This is a genomic window from uncultured Draconibacterium sp., assembly GCF_913060805.1.
Lineage (GTDB): Bacteria > Bacteroidota > Bacteroidia > Bacteroidales > Prolixibacteraceae > Draconibacterium.
On record NZ_CAJXTC010000004.1, the window covers coordinates 149,601 to 165,751 of the forward strand.

Below are 16,151 nucleotides of genomic sequence, written 5' to 3' on the forward strand. Positions count from 1 at the left end.
GCTGTTTTTGTTTACGGATATTTGTTGAAAGGCACTTCGCCAAGAGGGACAAAAAGTCCCCTACAGGGGATTTAGGGGTAAGAAACCAAGCGGTTAACTACAAAACAGGAGTTGAAGAAGTCTTCATATGCGGCCACAAAAAAGGATGTCATCTCTTCGCGCTGGGATAAAGTGATCTGCGGTTTTTAACCGCATGAAAAAGGCGGTTAAAAACCGCCAATCGCACAAAAAAAGGATTCCATCCCTCTGAATTAACACAGAGGGATGGAATCCTTATATGCTCGAACCTCGAAACTAGCGTCTCGCTATTCGAATCTATTTCTTTTCAATAATAGCAGCCCAGCCACCACCGGGAGCCATTTTTACTTTTACAGTAGAATCCGCAGTTACTTCAACAGTTTCCTGTGCAAAGTCGGCAGCGTGTTTATCGGCGTTCAGTCCGTCTTTCCAAACTTTCATGGTGTACGTTCCTTCGCCAAGGAAATCGAGTTTCAACTCCATTTCGCGCGGATCCCAGTCGGTTAAAGCACCCACATACCAGGTTTCGCCCGAGCGACGTGCAACAGCAATGTAGTCGCTAACTTTAGCTTCCAGCACTTTGGTTTCGTCCCAAACCGATGGAACTGCCGAAAGGAATTCCATACATTCCGGCTCGCGTAAATAGTTCGATGGATTATCGGCCAACATTTGCAGCGGGCTTTCGAAAACCGGGTACAAAGCCAACTGGTGGCAGCGTGTTCCCTGGCTCATTGGTTCGCTGAATACCGGATTGAAATTCAGTTTTGTTTTGTTGATCATCGCGCCCGGCGTGTAGTCCATCGGGCCGGCAACCATACGAATAAACGGTAAAGTTACATCATGCTCCGGATCGGGTAGATTCTCCCATTTCACGTTTTCCAGTCCTTTAACGCCTTCATACGAAATTACGTTCGGGTAAGCACGTCGCAAACCACTTGGTTTGTACGATCCGTGGAAATCAACCAACAATTCGTGCTCGGCACATTTGCGGGCAATTTTCTCGTAAAAATTTACCATCCACTGGTCGTCGCGTTGCATAAAGTCCATTTTAATACCTTTTGCGCCCCACGCCTGAAACTGGTCGAGTGCTTCTTCCAGTTTGTCATCCATGGTTTTCCAAACTACCCAAAGAATCACATCAACATTTTTCTCTTTTCCGTAGTCGATTATCTCTTTAACATCCACATCTTTTTCCAGCTCCAGAATATCAGAAAGCACATACCAGCCTTCGTCCAGAATGATGTATTCCAAACCGTATTTCGAAGCAAAATCGATGTAATACTTGTAAGTTTGGGTATTTACGCCGGCCACAAAATCAACACCATAAATGTTATTGGCATTCCACCAGTCCCATGCAACTTTCCCCGGCTTAATCCAGTCGGTGTTTTCCAGTCGGCACTCAGGAGCCAGTTTGTAAATCATTTCAGTTTCAATCAACTGACCATCGTTTTCGGTAACTACCATGGCACGCCACGGGAATTCGCGAGGACCGTTACACTCAGCAATGTAATCGGCGTATTTTGTTGGTTTTTCATCGCGGTCGCGCATCATTTCAGTTTCCAGCACAACTCCCGGATATTTTCCAATTAAAGCATATTGGTTATCATCGCTTCCACGTAAAAACATTCCCGGGTAATCCATCAGGTTCGACTCCGAAATGTAGGTTTTAATGCCGTTTCCACAGTCAACCAGCAGTCCGGTAGATGCAAAACGATCGCTGCCAATATTCGACAGGGTTTCGCGTAGGTATTCGCGTTCCTGGTGCGTCATCATACTTTCTTCTTCCGGAAACCAAAGTTTGTTGTCGGCCGGAAACGTAAAAGTCGCCAGCTCGCTTTTCACTTTGTATTCGCCATCTTTATCCGACACCCAGCGGTAAGCTGCGCCATCGTCGTAAGCTCTGAATTGCAGCGCATAACCTTTAAACGTCAAGGTTAACTCTTTGTATTCGTCTTTTATCGTAGCACTTTTGCGTTGAACAACCGGCGTAAGCACCTGCGAAACGCTGTTGGTTTTTGTTTTGCGCACTTTGGCGTCCACACCCCAAACAGTTCCATCGTACAATTCCATCGAAATCTGCGACGGCGCAACAATTGTAGTTCCATTTAAAAACACCGAGTAGGTAACCGTTTCGTCAACATTCACCTTTACCTGTATCTTTCCCGATGGAGATTCAACCGAATATTCCTTGGCCGAAAGGGAGAAAGCAAGGCCAACTATGGCAATCAATAGAAATAATCTTTTCATATCAGATAGTTTTTGAATTTTTGCTCCGAAAGTACAAATAAATTGATGCCTGAAGCTTATACATATGTTCTGTTTATTATTAAAGAAGATGCAAAAAAATGATTTTATACCTATCTTACAGTGAATTTTAAAGTTTAGGTTATGAAGAATATAGTTACATTACTGATAATGTTGGTTTTTGTTGTTTTTGCGCAAGCTCAGGAATTTGAGAAGGATGTTTTCGCTACTTCGGAAGGCGATTTGGAAATAACTTTTATTGCGCACGGAACACTAATGATGGAGTTTAATGGAAAAGTGATTCATATTGATCCGGTGTCGTGGTATGCCGATTATGCAATGATGCCGAAAGCCGATCTGATTTTGATAACGCACGAGCATGGCGACCATTTAGATGCCAAAGCGCTGGATGCCGTTAAAAAGGACGGAACCGAACTGGTACTCACTAAAACCTGCAACGAACAATACGCCGGAACTAAAGTACTGAGCAATGGCGAATCGGGAACTTTTGCAGGAATTAAAGTTGATGCAGTGCCTGCTTACAATATTAAAAACGAACGCGAACCGGGAAAACCCTTCCATCCTAAAGGAGTTGGTAATGGTTATGTGTTGCACTTTGGCGATAAAAAAGTTTACGTTGCCGGCGATACCGAAAATATTCCGGAAATGGCTGAATTGAAAGATATCGATGTGGCCTTTCTGCCAATGAACTTACCTTACACCATGACTCCTGAAATGGTGGCCGACGCTACCAAAATGTTTCAGCCAAAAGTTCTTTATCCCTACCATTTCGGAGAAACAAATACCGACGAGCTGGCTGAATTATTAAAAAATCAAAACAAAACTGAATTAAGGATTCGAAACTTAAAATAAGGCCGATTTTCTTTATACCTTCAATGTTCGAAATTGTTTTTGAGCAAACACAATTGTGCGTTTCTGAAATAGAGGAGCGCAATTGTTAATTGTTCGCATCGGGTACTATTTTAAAATCTTTGATATTATGAAGAAAATTGGAGTTATCATCTTATTGATGGTAGGGATGGTTTCTGTGCTTTCGGCCCAGGAAACCAAGGTTTACAGCGGATATAAAGAATTGGTTGCTGCAACAAAGCAGGAAATTACTACCGTTGACACGGAAGGATTTCATGAAAAATATGTGGAGGGGCTGAAGAGCCGTGACGCTGATTATATTTTAATCGACGTGCGCACAAAAGATGAGTACCAGGCCGGTCATATTCCGGGAGCTTATTTGGTGCAACGAGGTGTGCTGGAATCGCACATTGAAAAGGAAGCGGTTTGGGAAGGTTTTCGTCATGCAGTGCCTAAAAAAACGGATACTATAATTTTATATTGCCGCAGTGGAAGTCGCTCGGCGCTGGCAACAAAAACGCTGATGACACTGGGTTATAAAAATGTTTATTCGTTAGAGGGTGGTTGGAATGCCTGGCACGAAGCTTATCCGAAACTGGAGCGGTACTAAAACACATAATCCTTCCTGCCCATACAATTGTATCGGCACTGAAGCTTATTGGTAATCTTCTTTCTTTTTTAATGCTTCTTGCATCCACGAGCTACACAAATGGTGGTGGCGGTAAGGCCAATTATTGCAAACACAATTAATGCGGTATAAAATACAGCAGATGTTAAATTGGCACAGCAAGACAGGAAGCCAAGAAGGATGGTAACGAAGAATCCCAGAATTCCCCAAAGACCCAAATTGTAGCAGATTAATGTTACTATTTTATTCATGGTATAAAGTTTTTACAATTATACGACCAATAAAGAGCATTGGTTCATTAAACATTGTGAAATAAATCTCGTATACTTGTGATATAAATTACACCAAAGAACTATTCCATGAACCTGTCGACCAATAGTTGTGTTAATTGCACCCTAAAATCGAAGCCTTTCTCAGTACTCGAAAACAGTGAGTTAAGTGCGCTTGGCGAAGAGTGTTCGATTATTGAATACGAAAAGGGCGAACTTATTTTTAAGGAGGGTGGACCGGTTCAACATATCATTTATTTGCGGGAAGGATTTGTAAAACTCGTAAAAAAGGGAGCCGGCGGAAAGGATTTTATCTTGAGCGTTTCAAAACGGGGATCTTACCTTGGTCTTCAGAATCTTGATAACAAGACAAAAACGAATTATTACTCGGCCATTGCATTGGCCAAATCGGAAGTTTGTTACATCGACCGCGATCATTTTCGGGCCTTGCTGAAAAGTAATGGCGAATTTGCCTTGAAGGTTTTATCAACAGTTTTTGAAGATGAAATGAATTATTTCGATCGTTTAGTAAAGAACGTGCAACAGCAGTTACCCGGCCGACTGGCCAACACCATTAGTTATTTTGCCAATGAAGTGTATGGCGAAAATCCTTTTACATTGCATCTCACACAAACCGAAATTGCTGCCCTGGTTGGTACTTCGCGCGAGAGTGTATCGCGGATTTTAAAAGAATTTCAGGACATGGGAATTATAGCACTGAAACACAATGTGCTTACCATTTTGAACGAAAATAAACTGGAGGAAATTAAGCAAAAAGGTTAACCTACCTGGCTGAGGTGGCGCACCCTATCGAAATCAAGAATAGTAAATTCCTTCCCTTTTACATCAATTATTTTTTCAGAAACAAAATCTTTGATAACCCGCGATAGACTTTCCTGCGACATGTTGGTAATCGCTGCCATGTCTTTTTTACTGATTGGGATATCGAATTTTTTTCGTTTAAATAACCGCAGGCTGAAACATAAAAGCAAATCGGCAAATCTACCGTGCAATTGTTTCAAGGTTAAACAAGCCATTCGGTTGTATGAGAACAACGACTCATCATTTAAATGGTGCAGAATGCTTGCGCTGAATGTGGCATTCTGATGAATAAACGAATCAATTGAGTTTATATCGTGAAGGCAAACACTGGTATCAGTATATGCTTTTACGGAGTAAGGATAAATATTCTTTGAATAGAGTGCCTGCAAGCCTAATAACTTACCCCGGTTTTCAACCGAAAGTATCAATTCATCATTGGCATGTTCGCGGTAAACTTTCACCAAGCCACTTTTAATATAAATGATATGTGCTGCCAAAGCTCCTTGCTTTGCAATGATTTCTCCTTTTTTGAAATTTACTTCAACCCGGTTGCGGTTAATTTGAATCAACTCTTCGTTCGTAAGTTTCTTAAAAGGGGCTGACATGCATTTACATCCAACGCATTTTTCCAATTTGTTTAATGGCATAGTTATCAAAGTTAGTAAGGGTGGCTAATATAGTTAAAAAGTTAATAGTTAATAAGTAAGTCAATCATGTATTTGATTTAAATCAAATAGGCTACTGACCACAATATGAATCCCTTTTGAGGCGGTGATAGCCCGGTTTTTCAGTTCGTATATGCAGCCCTGTTACTTTTGAAATGTTGATTAACTAATCGAATTTAAATTTTAAAAGGACATGGGAAAGGCATTCATTCTGCTGATGTTGGGTATTGTTGTATGGCTTAGTGAGAGCGGTTTGAACTACCGGAAGTCCACAACAAAAGGCATCAAACAGATATTGAACCTAATTCTCAAAATTACATTCAACCACAACTTATTAAAAGCGGAACTCGCCGGAGCAGGCAGGTTCCCAAACCGTTTTGCAAAAATTAATCTAGTAAAAACCGGAATCGATTACATGCTTCAGATGCAGAACCAACCGGTGGATGCTAATACTTGACAATAACCTAAAATTTTATTACGATGAAAAAGTACATTTTTTACACCTTATTACTTGCAGTTTTTGCTTCTGTCACATTTACCGGATGTAAATATGAAGAAGAAGAATGTGATTGTTCAGGCACCGAACCGGAAGCTTATGAAACGCTGACCACTTACCTGAAATCTATTGATATGGATATAAACCATGTATTATCAAATGCTGCTGGTCAGAAGTTTGTAATGGCAGCACCTGTTGATGGTGATCTTTCTTCAAAGTGGATCATGGATATTCGTGGGGCCGATGATTTTGCTGCTGCACATATTGAAGGTGCAAACAACGTTGCTTTTGGCGATATTTTAACGGCAGCCGAAAGTGCTGATAAACCAATTTTGGTGGTTTGTTATACCGGACAAACTGCTTGTTATGCTACTTCGTTACTTCGCCTTTACGGTTATGAAGATACGCAAGCGCTAAAATGGGGAATGAGCGGTTGGAACACGAATTTCGACAAATGGACACCAAACTGTAAAACGCTTGATGATGCCAATAACTGGACAAACAGCGAAACTACTGCCGGAAGTTTTGATGCTCCTGCATGGACAAGTACATCGACAAATGGTGCCGATATTCTTGCTGAAAGAGTTGAAGAAGTAGTTGCCGCAGGATTTAAAACAGCAAAGGGTGCTGATGTTTTAGCCAGCACCGGTGATTACTACGTAAATAACTATTTCTCGGCTGAACACTACACAGGTTTTGGTCATGTAGATGGCGCTGTTAGAATCAATCCATTGTTAATCGACGATTGCAGTAAACTTGATCCGGATGGAAAAGTTGTAACCTATTGCTACACCGGACAAACTTCAGCAGTTATTACCGCCTACTTAAATGTGCTCGGTTTTGATGCTTACAGTCTTCTTTTCGGCATGAATGGTTTGAGTCATTCAAATTCATTCTGGGATGCAGGTGGCGTAACAAATCACTGGGGTTATGATTCAAATCCTAAGGATCTGCCTACAGTATCATCTAACTAAAAGTGTTGGAGTGGGAAACTGTTTTTACAGTCCGCTCTGTTTATTATCAATTTAAACATCAGATTATGTTACGCAAAATATTATTTATACTATCAGCAGCCTTTTTGTTGGGTTACAATGCCCAGGCTCAGGGTTGTTCCGAGCCCACGTCGGATGAAGGTGTCGCAGTTTTCGGATACCTGCAGGCGCAATACGACTATGAATTTGCCGAAGGCGACAATATGAACACTTTTGGTTTTAACCGTGCACGCCTTGGCGTTATGGGAAATATTCCATACGACTTTACTTACTACGTTTTGGTAGAAACAAGTCCTTTTAAAAAGGATGGACCAAAAGCGTATTTGCTCGATGCATTTATTACCTACAAACGTTTTTCGTTTGCAAAGGTGAGTTTGGGCTCCTTCAAATCTCCGTTCGGACAAGAATTGGGAACGCCTTGCCACTCGCTGTATACAATTAATCGATCAAAGTTTATCAACGAACTTACGGCGCCCGATCGCGATATGGGGTTGATGGTACTTGGGGGATCGGATACTACTTTAATACAATATTCTGTTGCGGTGATGAACGGAACAGGGCTTTTGGTTAAGGATGCCGATAAATACAAAGACGTAGTGGGAAGAGTGTTGGTTCAGCCAACCGACTGGATGCATGTTGGTGGTAGTTTCCGTTTCGGAAAAGCAACAAGCCAGGATGAAACAGTTACCGAACCCGACGAAAGAACCCGATTGGGAGCTGAGTTTGAAGTAGACAAATATGGTTTTCTTGTACAAGGTGAATACATCTGGGCCGAAGACAAAGGATCGTACCTTGTTGGTGGCGGATGTGGCGGCGATCCTGAATTGGTGCAGGGTAGCGTAAAACGCGAAGGTTTGTCAATATTGGCACTTTACAACCTGACCTATAATTTTCAACCACTTATTAAATACGAGAATTATAACAGCGATTTGAGTTTGGGAAATAACAACATGGAACACATTACAACTGTTGGTTTTAATTATTTCTTTAACGAATGGACGCGTTTACAGGTGAATTACGAATACAAAGCTGAATGGGCCGGAGAAATTCCGAACGACATGATCATGGTTCAGCTACAAGTAAGATTCTAATTTAAAAACACATATAATGAAAATTAATAGATTATTTCTTTTAGGATTAGTGCTGTTAATGGCTTCTGCCGTTTCAGCCCAGGATTTGATCTCGGCTAATGAGCTCAAAAAGAATTTAAAAAATACTGATTACGTTATTGTAAATGCAGCGGCAAATCAGAAAATTTTTATCCGTGGCGCAATCGATCTTCCACACGGTACGCTTTGTAACGACGAACCTATTCGTAATGTTATTAAATCGCCGGAAGAAATGGCCGCCGAACTCGGAAACTATGGAGTATCGTCAGATAAAACCATTGTTGTTTACGATGAGGGTTCGACAAAATATGCCGGTCGTATGTACTGGATGCTAAAGTATTTGGGAGCGCCAAATGTAAAAATGTTGGATGGTAACATTACCGGATGGAAAGCAACCCGCGGTCCAATTGGAACAGCTACAAAAGGTAAAAAGACCACATTTACTGCCAATGTTGATGAAAATCAACTGGCAACTATGGATGAGGTAAAAAAAGCGATTAGCAACCCATCGTACGTAATTGTTGATGCTCGTACACCTGAAGAATATGCCGGTACTGCAGAAACTGAACTGGCAAGACCAGGACATGTTCCAAGCGCTGTAAATGTGAATTACGAAACTTTAGCTGATGGCAAAAGTTTATTAAAATCGAACGAAGCACTTACTTCGATGTTTGAATCGAAGGGAATTACCAAAGATAAAACCGTTATTGTGTACTGCGAAACCAGTGTACGTGCCGGAATTATTTATTTGGCATTAAAAGGTTTGGGTTATCCAAATGTAAAAGTATACGATGGAGCATATTTGGAATGGCAATCTGTCGATTCTAACGAGATAGGTTAGCCTTTCGCATGTCCTGAGCGCCGCAGGTATTCACCGGGCGCTCATTTTTTTATTAAAATAAAGGCTGGCTCACAGCTAATATTTATAACGTAGAATCATAAAAAAAACCGCTAACCAATTTCCGGTTAGCGGTTTTGAAATATATAATCATTAATTATTTGATCTCGATATTGGTGTCAATAACCGTTCCAGGTTCAATTGTACCTAACGATTTCAACTGAATACTGGAAGAATTCAAAATTGAGTTCAAATCGCTGGCATCAACATTGGCCATACTCATAAAATCAGACGGAACAACCACAACTCTGAAGGTTTGTGCTTGTGTATACGCGGAAGGCAATGATGAGTAAACAACATCGCCTCCAAGGAACACAGACATATCTACAAGGCGATCATTGTCAATATCACCGGTAAAATCGAAATTATACGTTAAGATTGCACCGGAATCAAAATATTCGGATTGTGGCAACGGACGCCAGTAATCCAAACCATCATGGTCCCATAAAATATAAGCAAGAATCACATCCGATTCATAAGGATCAAATCCGTTATCCAAAAAGTTGAAAACCATTTGGTAATTGTTTGCCGCTGTAAAGTCACCGGTAAATTCAAAAGTGGTTCCAATAAAATTGTAACCGTCTTCTCCGGGAACTCCCGGAGGTCCCATCGGTCCTTCGCATGAGGCGAAAATGGTGGCTGCAATAATTAATAAAACCGCTGAAATTTTTCTGAAGGTAGATGTTTGTTTGTTTTCAATTGTTTTCATAGCAATAGACTTTTATAATTAAACTTCATTTTTTAGTGTTAAAACAAGTATAGTGCCAAAAAAACCTTCGACCGTAGCCGAAGGTTCATATTGAATTGATTGATCAATCTTAAAGAGGCTACTATTTTGTTAACCTTCAAGTGTTCCCGGTACAGGTACACTTGCAGTTTCCATAAAACCAATATCGCCCATAATGAAAGTGTCAGGACCCAGTTTCATGTCTGAGTTCATCATTTCATCCCAGGTAACTTCTTTTCCGGTGTATGCCGAAACGCGTCCCATAATGGCCACCATTACCGAGTTGGCAGTTTCTTCAGCTTCGTTAAACGGAATATCCTGGCGAATGCAGGTGATCAGGTCTTTGTGCTCCTGAACGTATGGATTGGTTGCATGTTCTTCGATCGAGAAAAGATTATTACCATTCAGGTCGGTAATTGTTGCCGTGCCTCCTTGGGCTGTAAATGCTTTTCCTTTTGTACCGTGCATCACTTCGTTTACGGCATTTGTACAACCATTAATCTGGCGGCATGTACTTAAAACCTGGCGTCCGTCGTCCAGTTCATAACGTACGGCAAAATTATCATACTGATCGCCGGTTGGGCGTCGCTGACGTGAACCAAAACCTAACGCTTTTATAGGGTGTTTGCCAAAGAACCAGTTGGCAACGTCGATATTGTGTACGTGTTGCTCAACAATATGATCGCCTGAAAGCCAGCACCAGTTTACCCAGTCGCGGATCATCCATTCCATTTCGCTCCATTCGGGCTTGTTGTTTCGGTACCACAATTGTCCACCATTCCAATAAACCTCGGCTGTGGTGAGTTTGCCAATTGCATTATTGCTGAGTTCTTTATATACATTAATGTATTTATGCTGGTGACGACGTTGAGTACCGGTAACCACTTTTAATCCGGCAGCGTCGGCCATTTTTGCTGCGGCTAAAACCTGGCGAATTCCAACAGGATCAACAGCAATCGGTTTCTCCATAAATACGTGCTTACGTGCTTTTACTGCAGCTTCGAATTGCTGTGGGCGGAATTTTGGCGGTGTGGCCAGAATTACGATATCAACACCCGAATCCAGCACTTTTTCATAAGCATCAAAACCAAGGAAACAGTTTTCGGCAGGAACTTCCTGACCAGTTTCTGTTTTAATTCTGTCAACACAACTATCAAGTCTGTCCTGAAAAACATCGGCCAATGCAGTTACCTGAACGGTTGAACCACCGGCTTCCAAAAAGTTGAGAGCTGCACCGGTTCCACGTCCGCCGCAACCAACAACTCCGGCTTTTAAAACTGTTCCGGCAGGCACTTCATCCAGCAGAGGTGGATATTTGTACTCGCGTTGTAACCAATCGTATTCGCCACTTGCAGAAGATCCTCCGCCAGTGCACGATGATAAGGTTCCGATACCCATAGCCCCTGCTGCACCTACTGTTGCGGCTCCGGCTAAAAATTTCCTTCTTGAAAAGTTGTAATCACTCATGATATTAATGTTTTAGTTGAATTTAGGATTCAATATTTATAAGTTATTTTCCGGTATTTTCATCATAATCGCACACCACCCTGAAGCTAATATAATTACAATCCGACAACCACCAGATACTTTTTGGCATTTGCGGATCGGTTTTCATCCATGCTTCACTCCGGGTGTAATCGCGTGCAGCACTTCTAACTTCGCCAACAGGGCTTTTAAATGTTCCGCCACGAATAACGTGTTCCTCGCCCGAAGCCGGTCCTTTCGGATCGCTTACGCCATCGCTTAACTTCGAGTAGGCATCTTCGGTGTACCAGTCGGAGCAATATTCTGCAGCATTACCCAGCATGTTTTTCAGACCAAACGAGTTCGGTTCAACAACATCGGGAGTGGCAGTTTTCAGGCTGCTGTTTTTCTCGTAAACAACGTAGTTATTAATAACGTCGCTTCCTTGTCCGAATAGTTTTCCAATAAAGTTTTTCTCTTTAAAATCTTTCGGCTCACCTTCAAAGAAGAACGGAGTTTCGGTACCTCCGCGGGCTGCGTATTCCCACTCTGCTTCTGTTGGCAGGCGGTAAGTTTTGCCGGTAACCTGCGATAACCATTTGCAGTAAGTTTCGGCCGAATGATAACTCATTGTAATAGCCGGACGGCTTCCCATTCCCCAGTTTTGGTCGGGTTGCCCGTATGGCGGTGTTGGACCAGAGATCGCGTCAACCTCAACACCAGTCTCGGTGCGTGCACCTTCGGTATCAGTGGTTCGGCCTTCGGTGGCAGTAGCACTGTAAAATGCCAGGTATTCATCCCAGCTCACTTCTATTTCGGCCATAAAGAACGGACTTACATTTACGGTTTTCTGCGGACCTTCATCACTCTCGCGAAGTTGCTCCGACTCCGGACTTCCAATTTTGAAACTTCCGCCCGGAATAGCTTTCATATTAAATGCAATGGTTGTTCCCGGAATAGTTTCGGTATAATCTTCATGCGCCGTTACTTCGGCTGCAGCTGTATATTGTTCTTTTGCTTCGGCACCGGCACTTCCAAACTCAACATTTTTGGCGTGCAGTGCATTCGGATCGTAATGGCCAACATTCAGGTGACAGTTGATACAACGCAATTCCTCTTCGTTTTGCGAATAATAAAGGTGCGCCTGCTGACCTTCGGAAGTAAGTGTTAGCGGAAATAAATTATTGTGGCAGCTGATGCACGATTCCTCAAAAACAAAATGTTGCGCCTGCTCAAGCGACGACTTGGCTTCCCAGTTAAAATCGGCACTGTCTTTAAACAGATAACCGTAAACATCGCGCGCTCCGGCTTTTGCTTTTTCAATTAAATAGCCTTCCCCTTTTGGAGGGAGGTGGCATTCAACACAGCCAATATGCATTCCGGTTCTGTTTTCGTGATGCACAGAAAGTTTCCACGAATCGAAAACATGAGGATGTACGTGACACACTTCGCACGATTCGTTGGTTGAGGTAGCCTCAATGACTTTAAGCGAAGAAATGGTAACAGCGATACCAATTATGAATCCGATAAAAATAATGAGTAACAGCTTTTTTCGAAGGTAGTTACCAAAACGTTGAAATATGGCCATTGGTTATTTTAGGTTTCTTGATTTAACAATGCAGGTAAAAATACTAATTTCTATGGCCAAAATCCTGACTTTTGTAGGTTTATAAATATTCAACCGTACTTAATTTTTGCAAAGTCGCAGATAATTCAGCCATTTGTCTTTAGTTAAGACGCAGGCGCTACTAAAAATACCTAATTTTTATAAAACAAAAAGGTTGTCTCGAACGCGACAACCTTTGGAGATGATTTCTTGAGAGGAATACAAGAGAGATAAGGGAAATATTTTTTATACAGCTGCAAGTTATGGATGTTTTGCTCAACTCTGATTATGTAAAAATTATCAGAGGGTTAACGAATTATTAATCAGCAACAAGTAACTTTTAACTAAACATTAAATGGTTAAATTGAGAATTTCGTAACTTTCAGCGATGAAGCTTCTCGAACAAAGTATTTCCGATGTATTGGGGCTGTTTTTTCCCGAGCTTTGTGTAACCTGCGGAAGACGTCTGGTATCGCAGGAAACATTCGTGTGTTTTGATTGCTGGCAGGATCTTCCGGTAACCAATTTTCATTTAAAACCGGAGAATAAAGTAGCTCAATTGTTTTGGGGACGGGTTGATATTTCGGCGGCAACAGCTTTTTTCAGCTACAAAAAGGGGAGTAAATACCAACAGCTAATTCATTTTGTGAAATACAAAGGATTAAAAGAGCTGGGCTTTGAAACCGGGAAGAAATTCGGCTTGCAGTTGTTGGAATCACCCGACTTTGCCGAAATTGATGTTTTGATGCCGGTGCCGCTGCATCCGCGAAAAGAAAAGAAGCGCGGTTTTAACCAAAGTGAATGGATAGCCCGCGGAATTGCCGGGGTTTTACAAAAACCGGTTGACACCAAAACGCTGCATCGAAAAGTTTTCACAGCAACCCAAACAAAACGAAACCGCTACGAACGCTGGCAGAATGTTGAAAGCGTTTTTGCATTGAATGACCCGAAAGCAATTGAGAACAAACATGTTTTGCTAATTGACGACGTGGTAACCACCGGTGCAACGCTGGAAGCCTGTGCTATTCATTTGTTAAAACTGCCCGGTACAAAAGTCAGTATTGCCACGTTGGCTTATGCCGATATTTAATGGTCGGTCTGGTTTCTTCAAAAATGTAATCAATTCAACGGAAGGCCTTATTTAAACAATGTTTCCCTTCAATCTGTTAAAGCAACATAATGATTGCTTTTAACATTATCTAAAAAATACAACAAAATGAAAATTACAAGATTGTTTTTGCTTGCCCTTGTGGTTATGGGCTTTATGGCGTGTAACCAAAAGCCCGCGACCAACGAAGATGCTAACGTAAAGTATTACCGACAGTTGCTGTTTAGCGAAACGCCATGGGATACGGAGCGTGGATCGCATGAAATTTCGGCCGACGAAGCTGAAAAAGTGAATAACTACAAATTCACCTGGAACGACGATGGCACTCTGGCATCGGTAGAATACAACCGCAACGGTGTGTTGCTGGATTACTCCGGCCTGCGCGCTGCAAAAATTACCTACACTTACGAAGGTAACAAGCAGATCAAACATTTCTTTAACGATAAAGGTGAGGCCATTGAAAGCGGCGGTGCTTTTACACAGGAATATACGCTCGACGATTCGGGAATGCGCGTTGCAATGCGTTTCCTCGATAAGGATGGAAACCCGGTGGAAAACCGCAATAACATTCACAATTATGTGTGGTCGAAACTCGACAATGGAATGATTCGCGAATTGCGTTACAACCTTGCCGAGGAAGAAACTATTATGAACCCGTTTTGTCCTTTTTACGAGCTACGTTTTTCGTATGATGCGAATGGTTACGTAACCCGAATGGCCAACTACATTGAAGATACCATGTACAATTGTACTGCTGAAAATTGTGGCGATGTTGGTGTTTCGTATTTCTTATTCGAAAACAACGACAAAGGCGATGTACTGAGCTTTTCGGTGCACAGCACTACCGGGCAGCTTTCGAATTTATACTGGGGCTGGGCCAAGCGCCAAAACACTGTTGATGAATATGGTAACGCTGTTAAAACCGTGGTTTACGACCAGGACGATGAATTGCTTGGCGGAAAAGGAATTCCGGTAACCGAGAATGAGTACAACGAACTTGGAGAGCTGGTAAAAAGTATTTCGAAAGATGCCGACGGAAATGTGGTTAACAACCCCAATAACGGTGTAGCTATTGTAGAGTACAAATACGATGAGCAGGGCCGCAGAGTTGAAACTTTGCGTTACGACAAAGAAATGAATCCTGTTGAAAGTTAGAGTTAATACCTATTAATTTATGATCAAGATAAAACCGATTTTAAGTTTTCTTTCGCTGGCGGCTTTTGTCGTTTTAATTTCTTGCTCAGGTGGGCAGAAAAAGACGGAACAGGCAGAAACTACCGTTAAAGAAACAACTCCAAAAGTTGAGGTAAATGCCGAGGCAAAACTTTTGCTGAAAACCCTCAATGAAATGGGCGATTATGCCAACAGCCGCAATTTCCCGTCGCTTATAAAACCATCGTCAGTTTATGAGGAACTGGATGGAAACATCTACATTATCGACCTTCGAAATGAAGAAGCGTACAAAGATGGACACATAAAAGGTGCTGTTCGTGTGGATTTTAGCGATGTGCCGGCGTATCTCACCAACGATATCAAGCCGTTTGAGTACGATAAAATTGTGGTGGTTTGCTATTCCGGACAGATTTCGAGTTATGCGGCTTCGTTGCTACGACTGGCCGGTTATGGCAATGTTTACGCCATGCGCTGGGGAATGAGTGGTTGGAACAAACATTTTGCAGAAAGTGCTTGGCTTGCTAATGTTTCATCCGATTATCAGGATCAGCTGGAAACAACAGACCATGATAAAGCACCGGTAGCAGATTTTCCGAAACTAAACACAGGAAGTTCCAGTGGCGACGAGATTCTGCAACAACGAATCGAGACGCTTTTCGCAGCCGGTTATAGCGATGCTTTGGTGAAAGCCAGTGCTGTGTTTGCAGATCCGGCACATTATTACACGATTAACTACGACAGGAAAGACAAGTACGAGTCGGGACATATCCCGGGCGCTGTTCGGTACAAACCCGGCGGAACACTTGGAATTGTATCAGAGATGCAAACTATTCCGGTGGATAAGGAAGTTGTATTGTACTGCAATACCGGCCACAATTCGGGATTTGCAACGGCTTACCTGCGTTTGTTTGGTTACGATGCCAAAACACTTACGTTTGGTAACAACGCATTTATGTACGATAAAATGAAGGAAGAAGAAAGTGAGCTTTCGTGGCTGCCGTTTACCGACGCCGAAATTCACGACTATCCGTACGTACAGAATTAGATAGAAGATTTTTCTTA

General features: G+C 42.1%; 16 protein-coding genes. 10 read left to right on the top strand and 6 right to left on the bottom strand.

What is annotated here, in order from left to right:
- Positions 1-315: 315 nt before the first annotated feature.
- A complete protein-coding gene (locus QZ576_RS03970; RefSeq protein WP_297094292.1) occupies positions 316-2,265 on the bottom strand; it encodes a glycoside hydrolase family 97 protein in 1,950 nt (649 codons plus the stop codon).
- Positions 2,266-2,406: 141 nt separating this feature from the next.
- Here QZ576_RS03970 and QZ576_RS03975 point away from each other — a divergent pair, with 141 nt between their 5' ends.
- Positions 2,407-3,135: an MBL fold metallo-hydrolase gene (locus QZ576_RS03975; RefSeq protein ID WP_297094293.1), complete on the top strand. Its 729-nt coding sequence runs from the start codon at positions 2,407-2,409 to the stop codon at positions 3,133-3,135.
- Positions 3,136-3,262: 127 nt separating this feature from the next.
- Complete coding sequence (locus tag QZ576_RS03980; protein WP_297094295.1) at positions 3,263-3,742, top strand: rhodanese-like domain-containing protein; 480 nt, start codon at positions 3,263-3,265, stop codon at positions 3,740-3,742.
- 68 nt (positions 3,743-3,810) lie between these two features.
- On the opposite strand, the gene QZ576_RS03985 is transcribed toward QZ576_RS03980, so the two are convergent.
- Complete coding sequence (locus QZ576_RS03985) at positions 3,811-4,011, bottom strand: hypothetical protein (RefSeq protein WP_297094298.1); 201 nt, start codon at positions 4,009-4,011, stop codon at positions 3,811-3,813.
- A 108-nt stretch (positions 4,012-4,119) separates the two neighbouring features.
- Here QZ576_RS03985 and QZ576_RS03990 point away from each other — a divergent pair, with 108 nt between their 5' ends.
- Positions 4,120-4,812, top strand: a complete 693-nt coding sequence (locus tag QZ576_RS03990; RefSeq protein ID WP_297094300.1) for a Crp/Fnr family transcriptional regulator — start codon at positions 4,120-4,122, stop codon at positions 4,810-4,812.
- On the opposite strand, the gene QZ576_RS03995 is transcribed toward QZ576_RS03990, so the two are convergent.
- Positions 4,809-5,456, bottom strand: coding sequence for a Crp/Fnr family transcriptional regulator (locus tag QZ576_RS03995; protein WP_297094301.1), 648 nt, complete (start codon positions 5,454-5,456; stop codon positions 4,809-4,811). The genes QZ576_RS03990 and QZ576_RS03995 overlap by 4 nt on opposite strands.
- A 253-nt stretch (positions 5,457-5,709) precedes the next feature.
- Here QZ576_RS03995 and QZ576_RS04000 point away from each other — a divergent pair, with 253 nt between their 5' ends.
- From QZ576_RS04000 to QZ576_RS04015, 4 genes are all read left to right on the top strand, one after another.
- Positions 5,710-5,973, top strand: a complete 264-nt coding sequence (locus QZ576_RS04000) for a hypothetical protein (RefSeq protein ID WP_297094303.1) — start codon at positions 5,710-5,712, stop codon at positions 5,971-5,973.
- Positions 5,974-5,996: 23 nt separating this feature from the next.
- On the top strand, positions 5,997-6,986 hold the full coding sequence (locus QZ576_RS04005; RefSeq protein WP_297094305.1) for a rhodanese-like domain-containing protein: 990 nt from the start codon (positions 5,997-5,999) through the stop codon (positions 6,984-6,986).
- 65 nt (positions 6,987-7,051) lie between these two features.
- Positions 7,052-8,095, top strand: a complete 1,044-nt coding sequence (locus QZ576_RS04010) for a porin (protein ID WP_297094307.1) — start codon at positions 7,052-7,054, stop codon at positions 8,093-8,095.
- A 16-nt stretch (positions 8,096-8,111) separates the two neighbouring features.
- Positions 8,112-8,954 carry a sulfurtransferase gene (locus QZ576_RS04015; RefSeq protein ID WP_297094309.1) on the top strand — a complete coding sequence of 281 codons (843 nt, stop codon included), beginning with the start codon at positions 8,112-8,114 and terminating at the stop codon, positions 8,952-8,954.
- Between the two features lie 154 nt (positions 8,955-9,108).
- Here QZ576_RS04015 and QZ576_RS04020 read toward each other — a convergent pair whose 3' ends face one another.
- The 3 genes from QZ576_RS04020 to QZ576_RS04030 all read right to left on the bottom strand — a co-directional run bounded on the left by QZ576_RS04020 (position 9,109) and on the right by QZ576_RS04030 (position 12,790).
- Positions 9,109-9,720: a hypothetical protein gene (locus QZ576_RS04020; protein ID WP_297094311.1), complete on the bottom strand. Its 612-nt coding sequence runs from the start codon at positions 9,718-9,720 to the stop codon at positions 9,109-9,111.
- 129 nt (positions 9,721-9,849) lie between these two features.
- A complete protein-coding gene (locus QZ576_RS04025) occupies positions 9,850-11,205 on the bottom strand; it encodes a Gfo/Idh/MocA family oxidoreductase (RefSeq protein ID WP_297094313.1) in 1,356 nt (451 codons plus the stop codon).
- Between the two features lie 43 nt (positions 11,206-11,248).
- On the bottom strand, positions 11,249-12,790 hold the full coding sequence (locus QZ576_RS04030; protein WP_297094315.1) for an SUMF1/EgtB/PvdO family nonheme iron enzyme: 1,542 nt from the start codon (positions 12,788-12,790) through the stop codon (positions 11,249-11,251).
- 406 nt (positions 12,791-13,196) lie between these two features.
- Here QZ576_RS04030 and QZ576_RS04035 point away from each other — a divergent pair, with 406 nt between their 5' ends.
- From QZ576_RS04035 to QZ576_RS04045, 3 genes are all read left to right on the top strand, one after another.
- A complete protein-coding gene (locus QZ576_RS04035) occupies positions 13,197-13,898 on the top strand; it encodes a ComF family protein (protein WP_297094317.1) in 702 nt (233 codons plus the stop codon).
- 126 nt (positions 13,899-14,024) lie between these two features.
- Positions 14,025-15,071 carry a hypothetical protein gene (locus tag QZ576_RS04040; protein ID WP_297094319.1) on the top strand — a complete coding sequence of 349 codons (1,047 nt, stop codon included), beginning with the start codon at positions 14,025-14,027 and terminating at the stop codon, positions 15,069-15,071.
- A gap of 19 nt (positions 15,072-15,090) precedes the next feature.
- Entirely contained in the window at positions 15,091-16,134 is a 1,044-nt protein-coding gene (locus QZ576_RS04045; protein ID WP_297094321.1) for a rhodanese-like domain-containing protein, read from the top strand.
- Positions 16,135-16,151 lie beyond the last annotated feature (17 nt).

Bases quoted from the DNA above. Each gene is read 5' to 3' on its own strand.
- QZ576_RS03970 (WP_297094292.1), bottom strand. From the start codon at position 2,265: ATGAAAAGATTATTTCTATTGATTGCCATAGTTGGCCTTGCTTTCTCC.
- QZ576_RS03975 (WP_297094293.1), top strand. From the start codon at position 2,407: ATGAAGAATATAGTTACATTACTGATAATGTTGGTTTTTGTTGTTTTT.
- QZ576_RS03980 (WP_297094295.1), top strand. From the start codon at position 3,263: ATGAAGAAAATTGGAGTTATCATCTTATTGATGGTAGGGATGGTTTCT.
- QZ576_RS03985 (WP_297094298.1), bottom strand. From the start codon at position 4,011: ATGAATAAAATAGTAACATTAATCTGCTACAATTTGGGTCTTTGGGGA.
- QZ576_RS03990 (WP_297094300.1), top strand. From the start codon at position 4,120: ATGAACCTGTCGACCAATAGTTGTGTTAATTGCACCCTAAAATCGAAG.
- QZ576_RS03995 (WP_297094301.1), bottom strand. From the start codon at position 5,456: ATGTCAGCCCCTTTTAAGAAACTTACGAACGAAGAGTTGATTCAAATT.
- QZ576_RS04000 (WP_297094303.1), top strand. From the start codon at position 5,710: ATGGGAAAGGCATTCATTCTGCTGATGTTGGGTATTGTTGTATGGCTT.
- QZ576_RS04005 (WP_297094305.1), top strand. From the start codon at position 5,997: ATGAAAAAGTACATTTTTTACACCTTATTACTTGCAGTTTTTGCTTCT.
- QZ576_RS04010 (WP_297094307.1), top strand. From the start codon at position 7,052: ATGTTACGCAAAATATTATTTATACTATCAGCAGCCTTTTTGTTGGGT.
- QZ576_RS04015 (WP_297094309.1), top strand. From the start codon at position 8,112: ATGAAAATTAATAGATTATTTCTTTTAGGATTAGTGCTGTTAATGGCT.
- QZ576_RS04020 (WP_297094311.1), bottom strand. From the start codon at position 9,720: ATGAAAACAATTGAAAACAAACAAACATCTACCTTCAGAAAAATTTCA.
- QZ576_RS04025 (WP_297094313.1), bottom strand. From the start codon at position 11,205: ATGAGTGATTACAACTTTTCAAGAAGGAAATTTTTAGCCGGAGCCGCA.
- QZ576_RS04030 (WP_297094315.1), bottom strand. From the start codon at position 12,790: ATGGCCATATTTCAACGTTTTGGTAACTACCTTCGAAAAAAGCTGTTA.
- QZ576_RS04035 (WP_297094317.1), top strand. From the start codon at position 13,197: ATGAAGCTTCTCGAACAAAGTATTTCCGATGTATTGGGGCTGTTTTTT.
- QZ576_RS04040 (WP_297094319.1), top strand. From the start codon at position 14,025: ATGAAAATTACAAGATTGTTTTTGCTTGCCCTTGTGGTTATGGGCTTT.
- QZ576_RS04045 (WP_297094321.1), top strand. From the start codon at position 15,091: ATGATCAAGATAAAACCGATTTTAAGTTTTCTTTCGCTGGCGGCTTTT.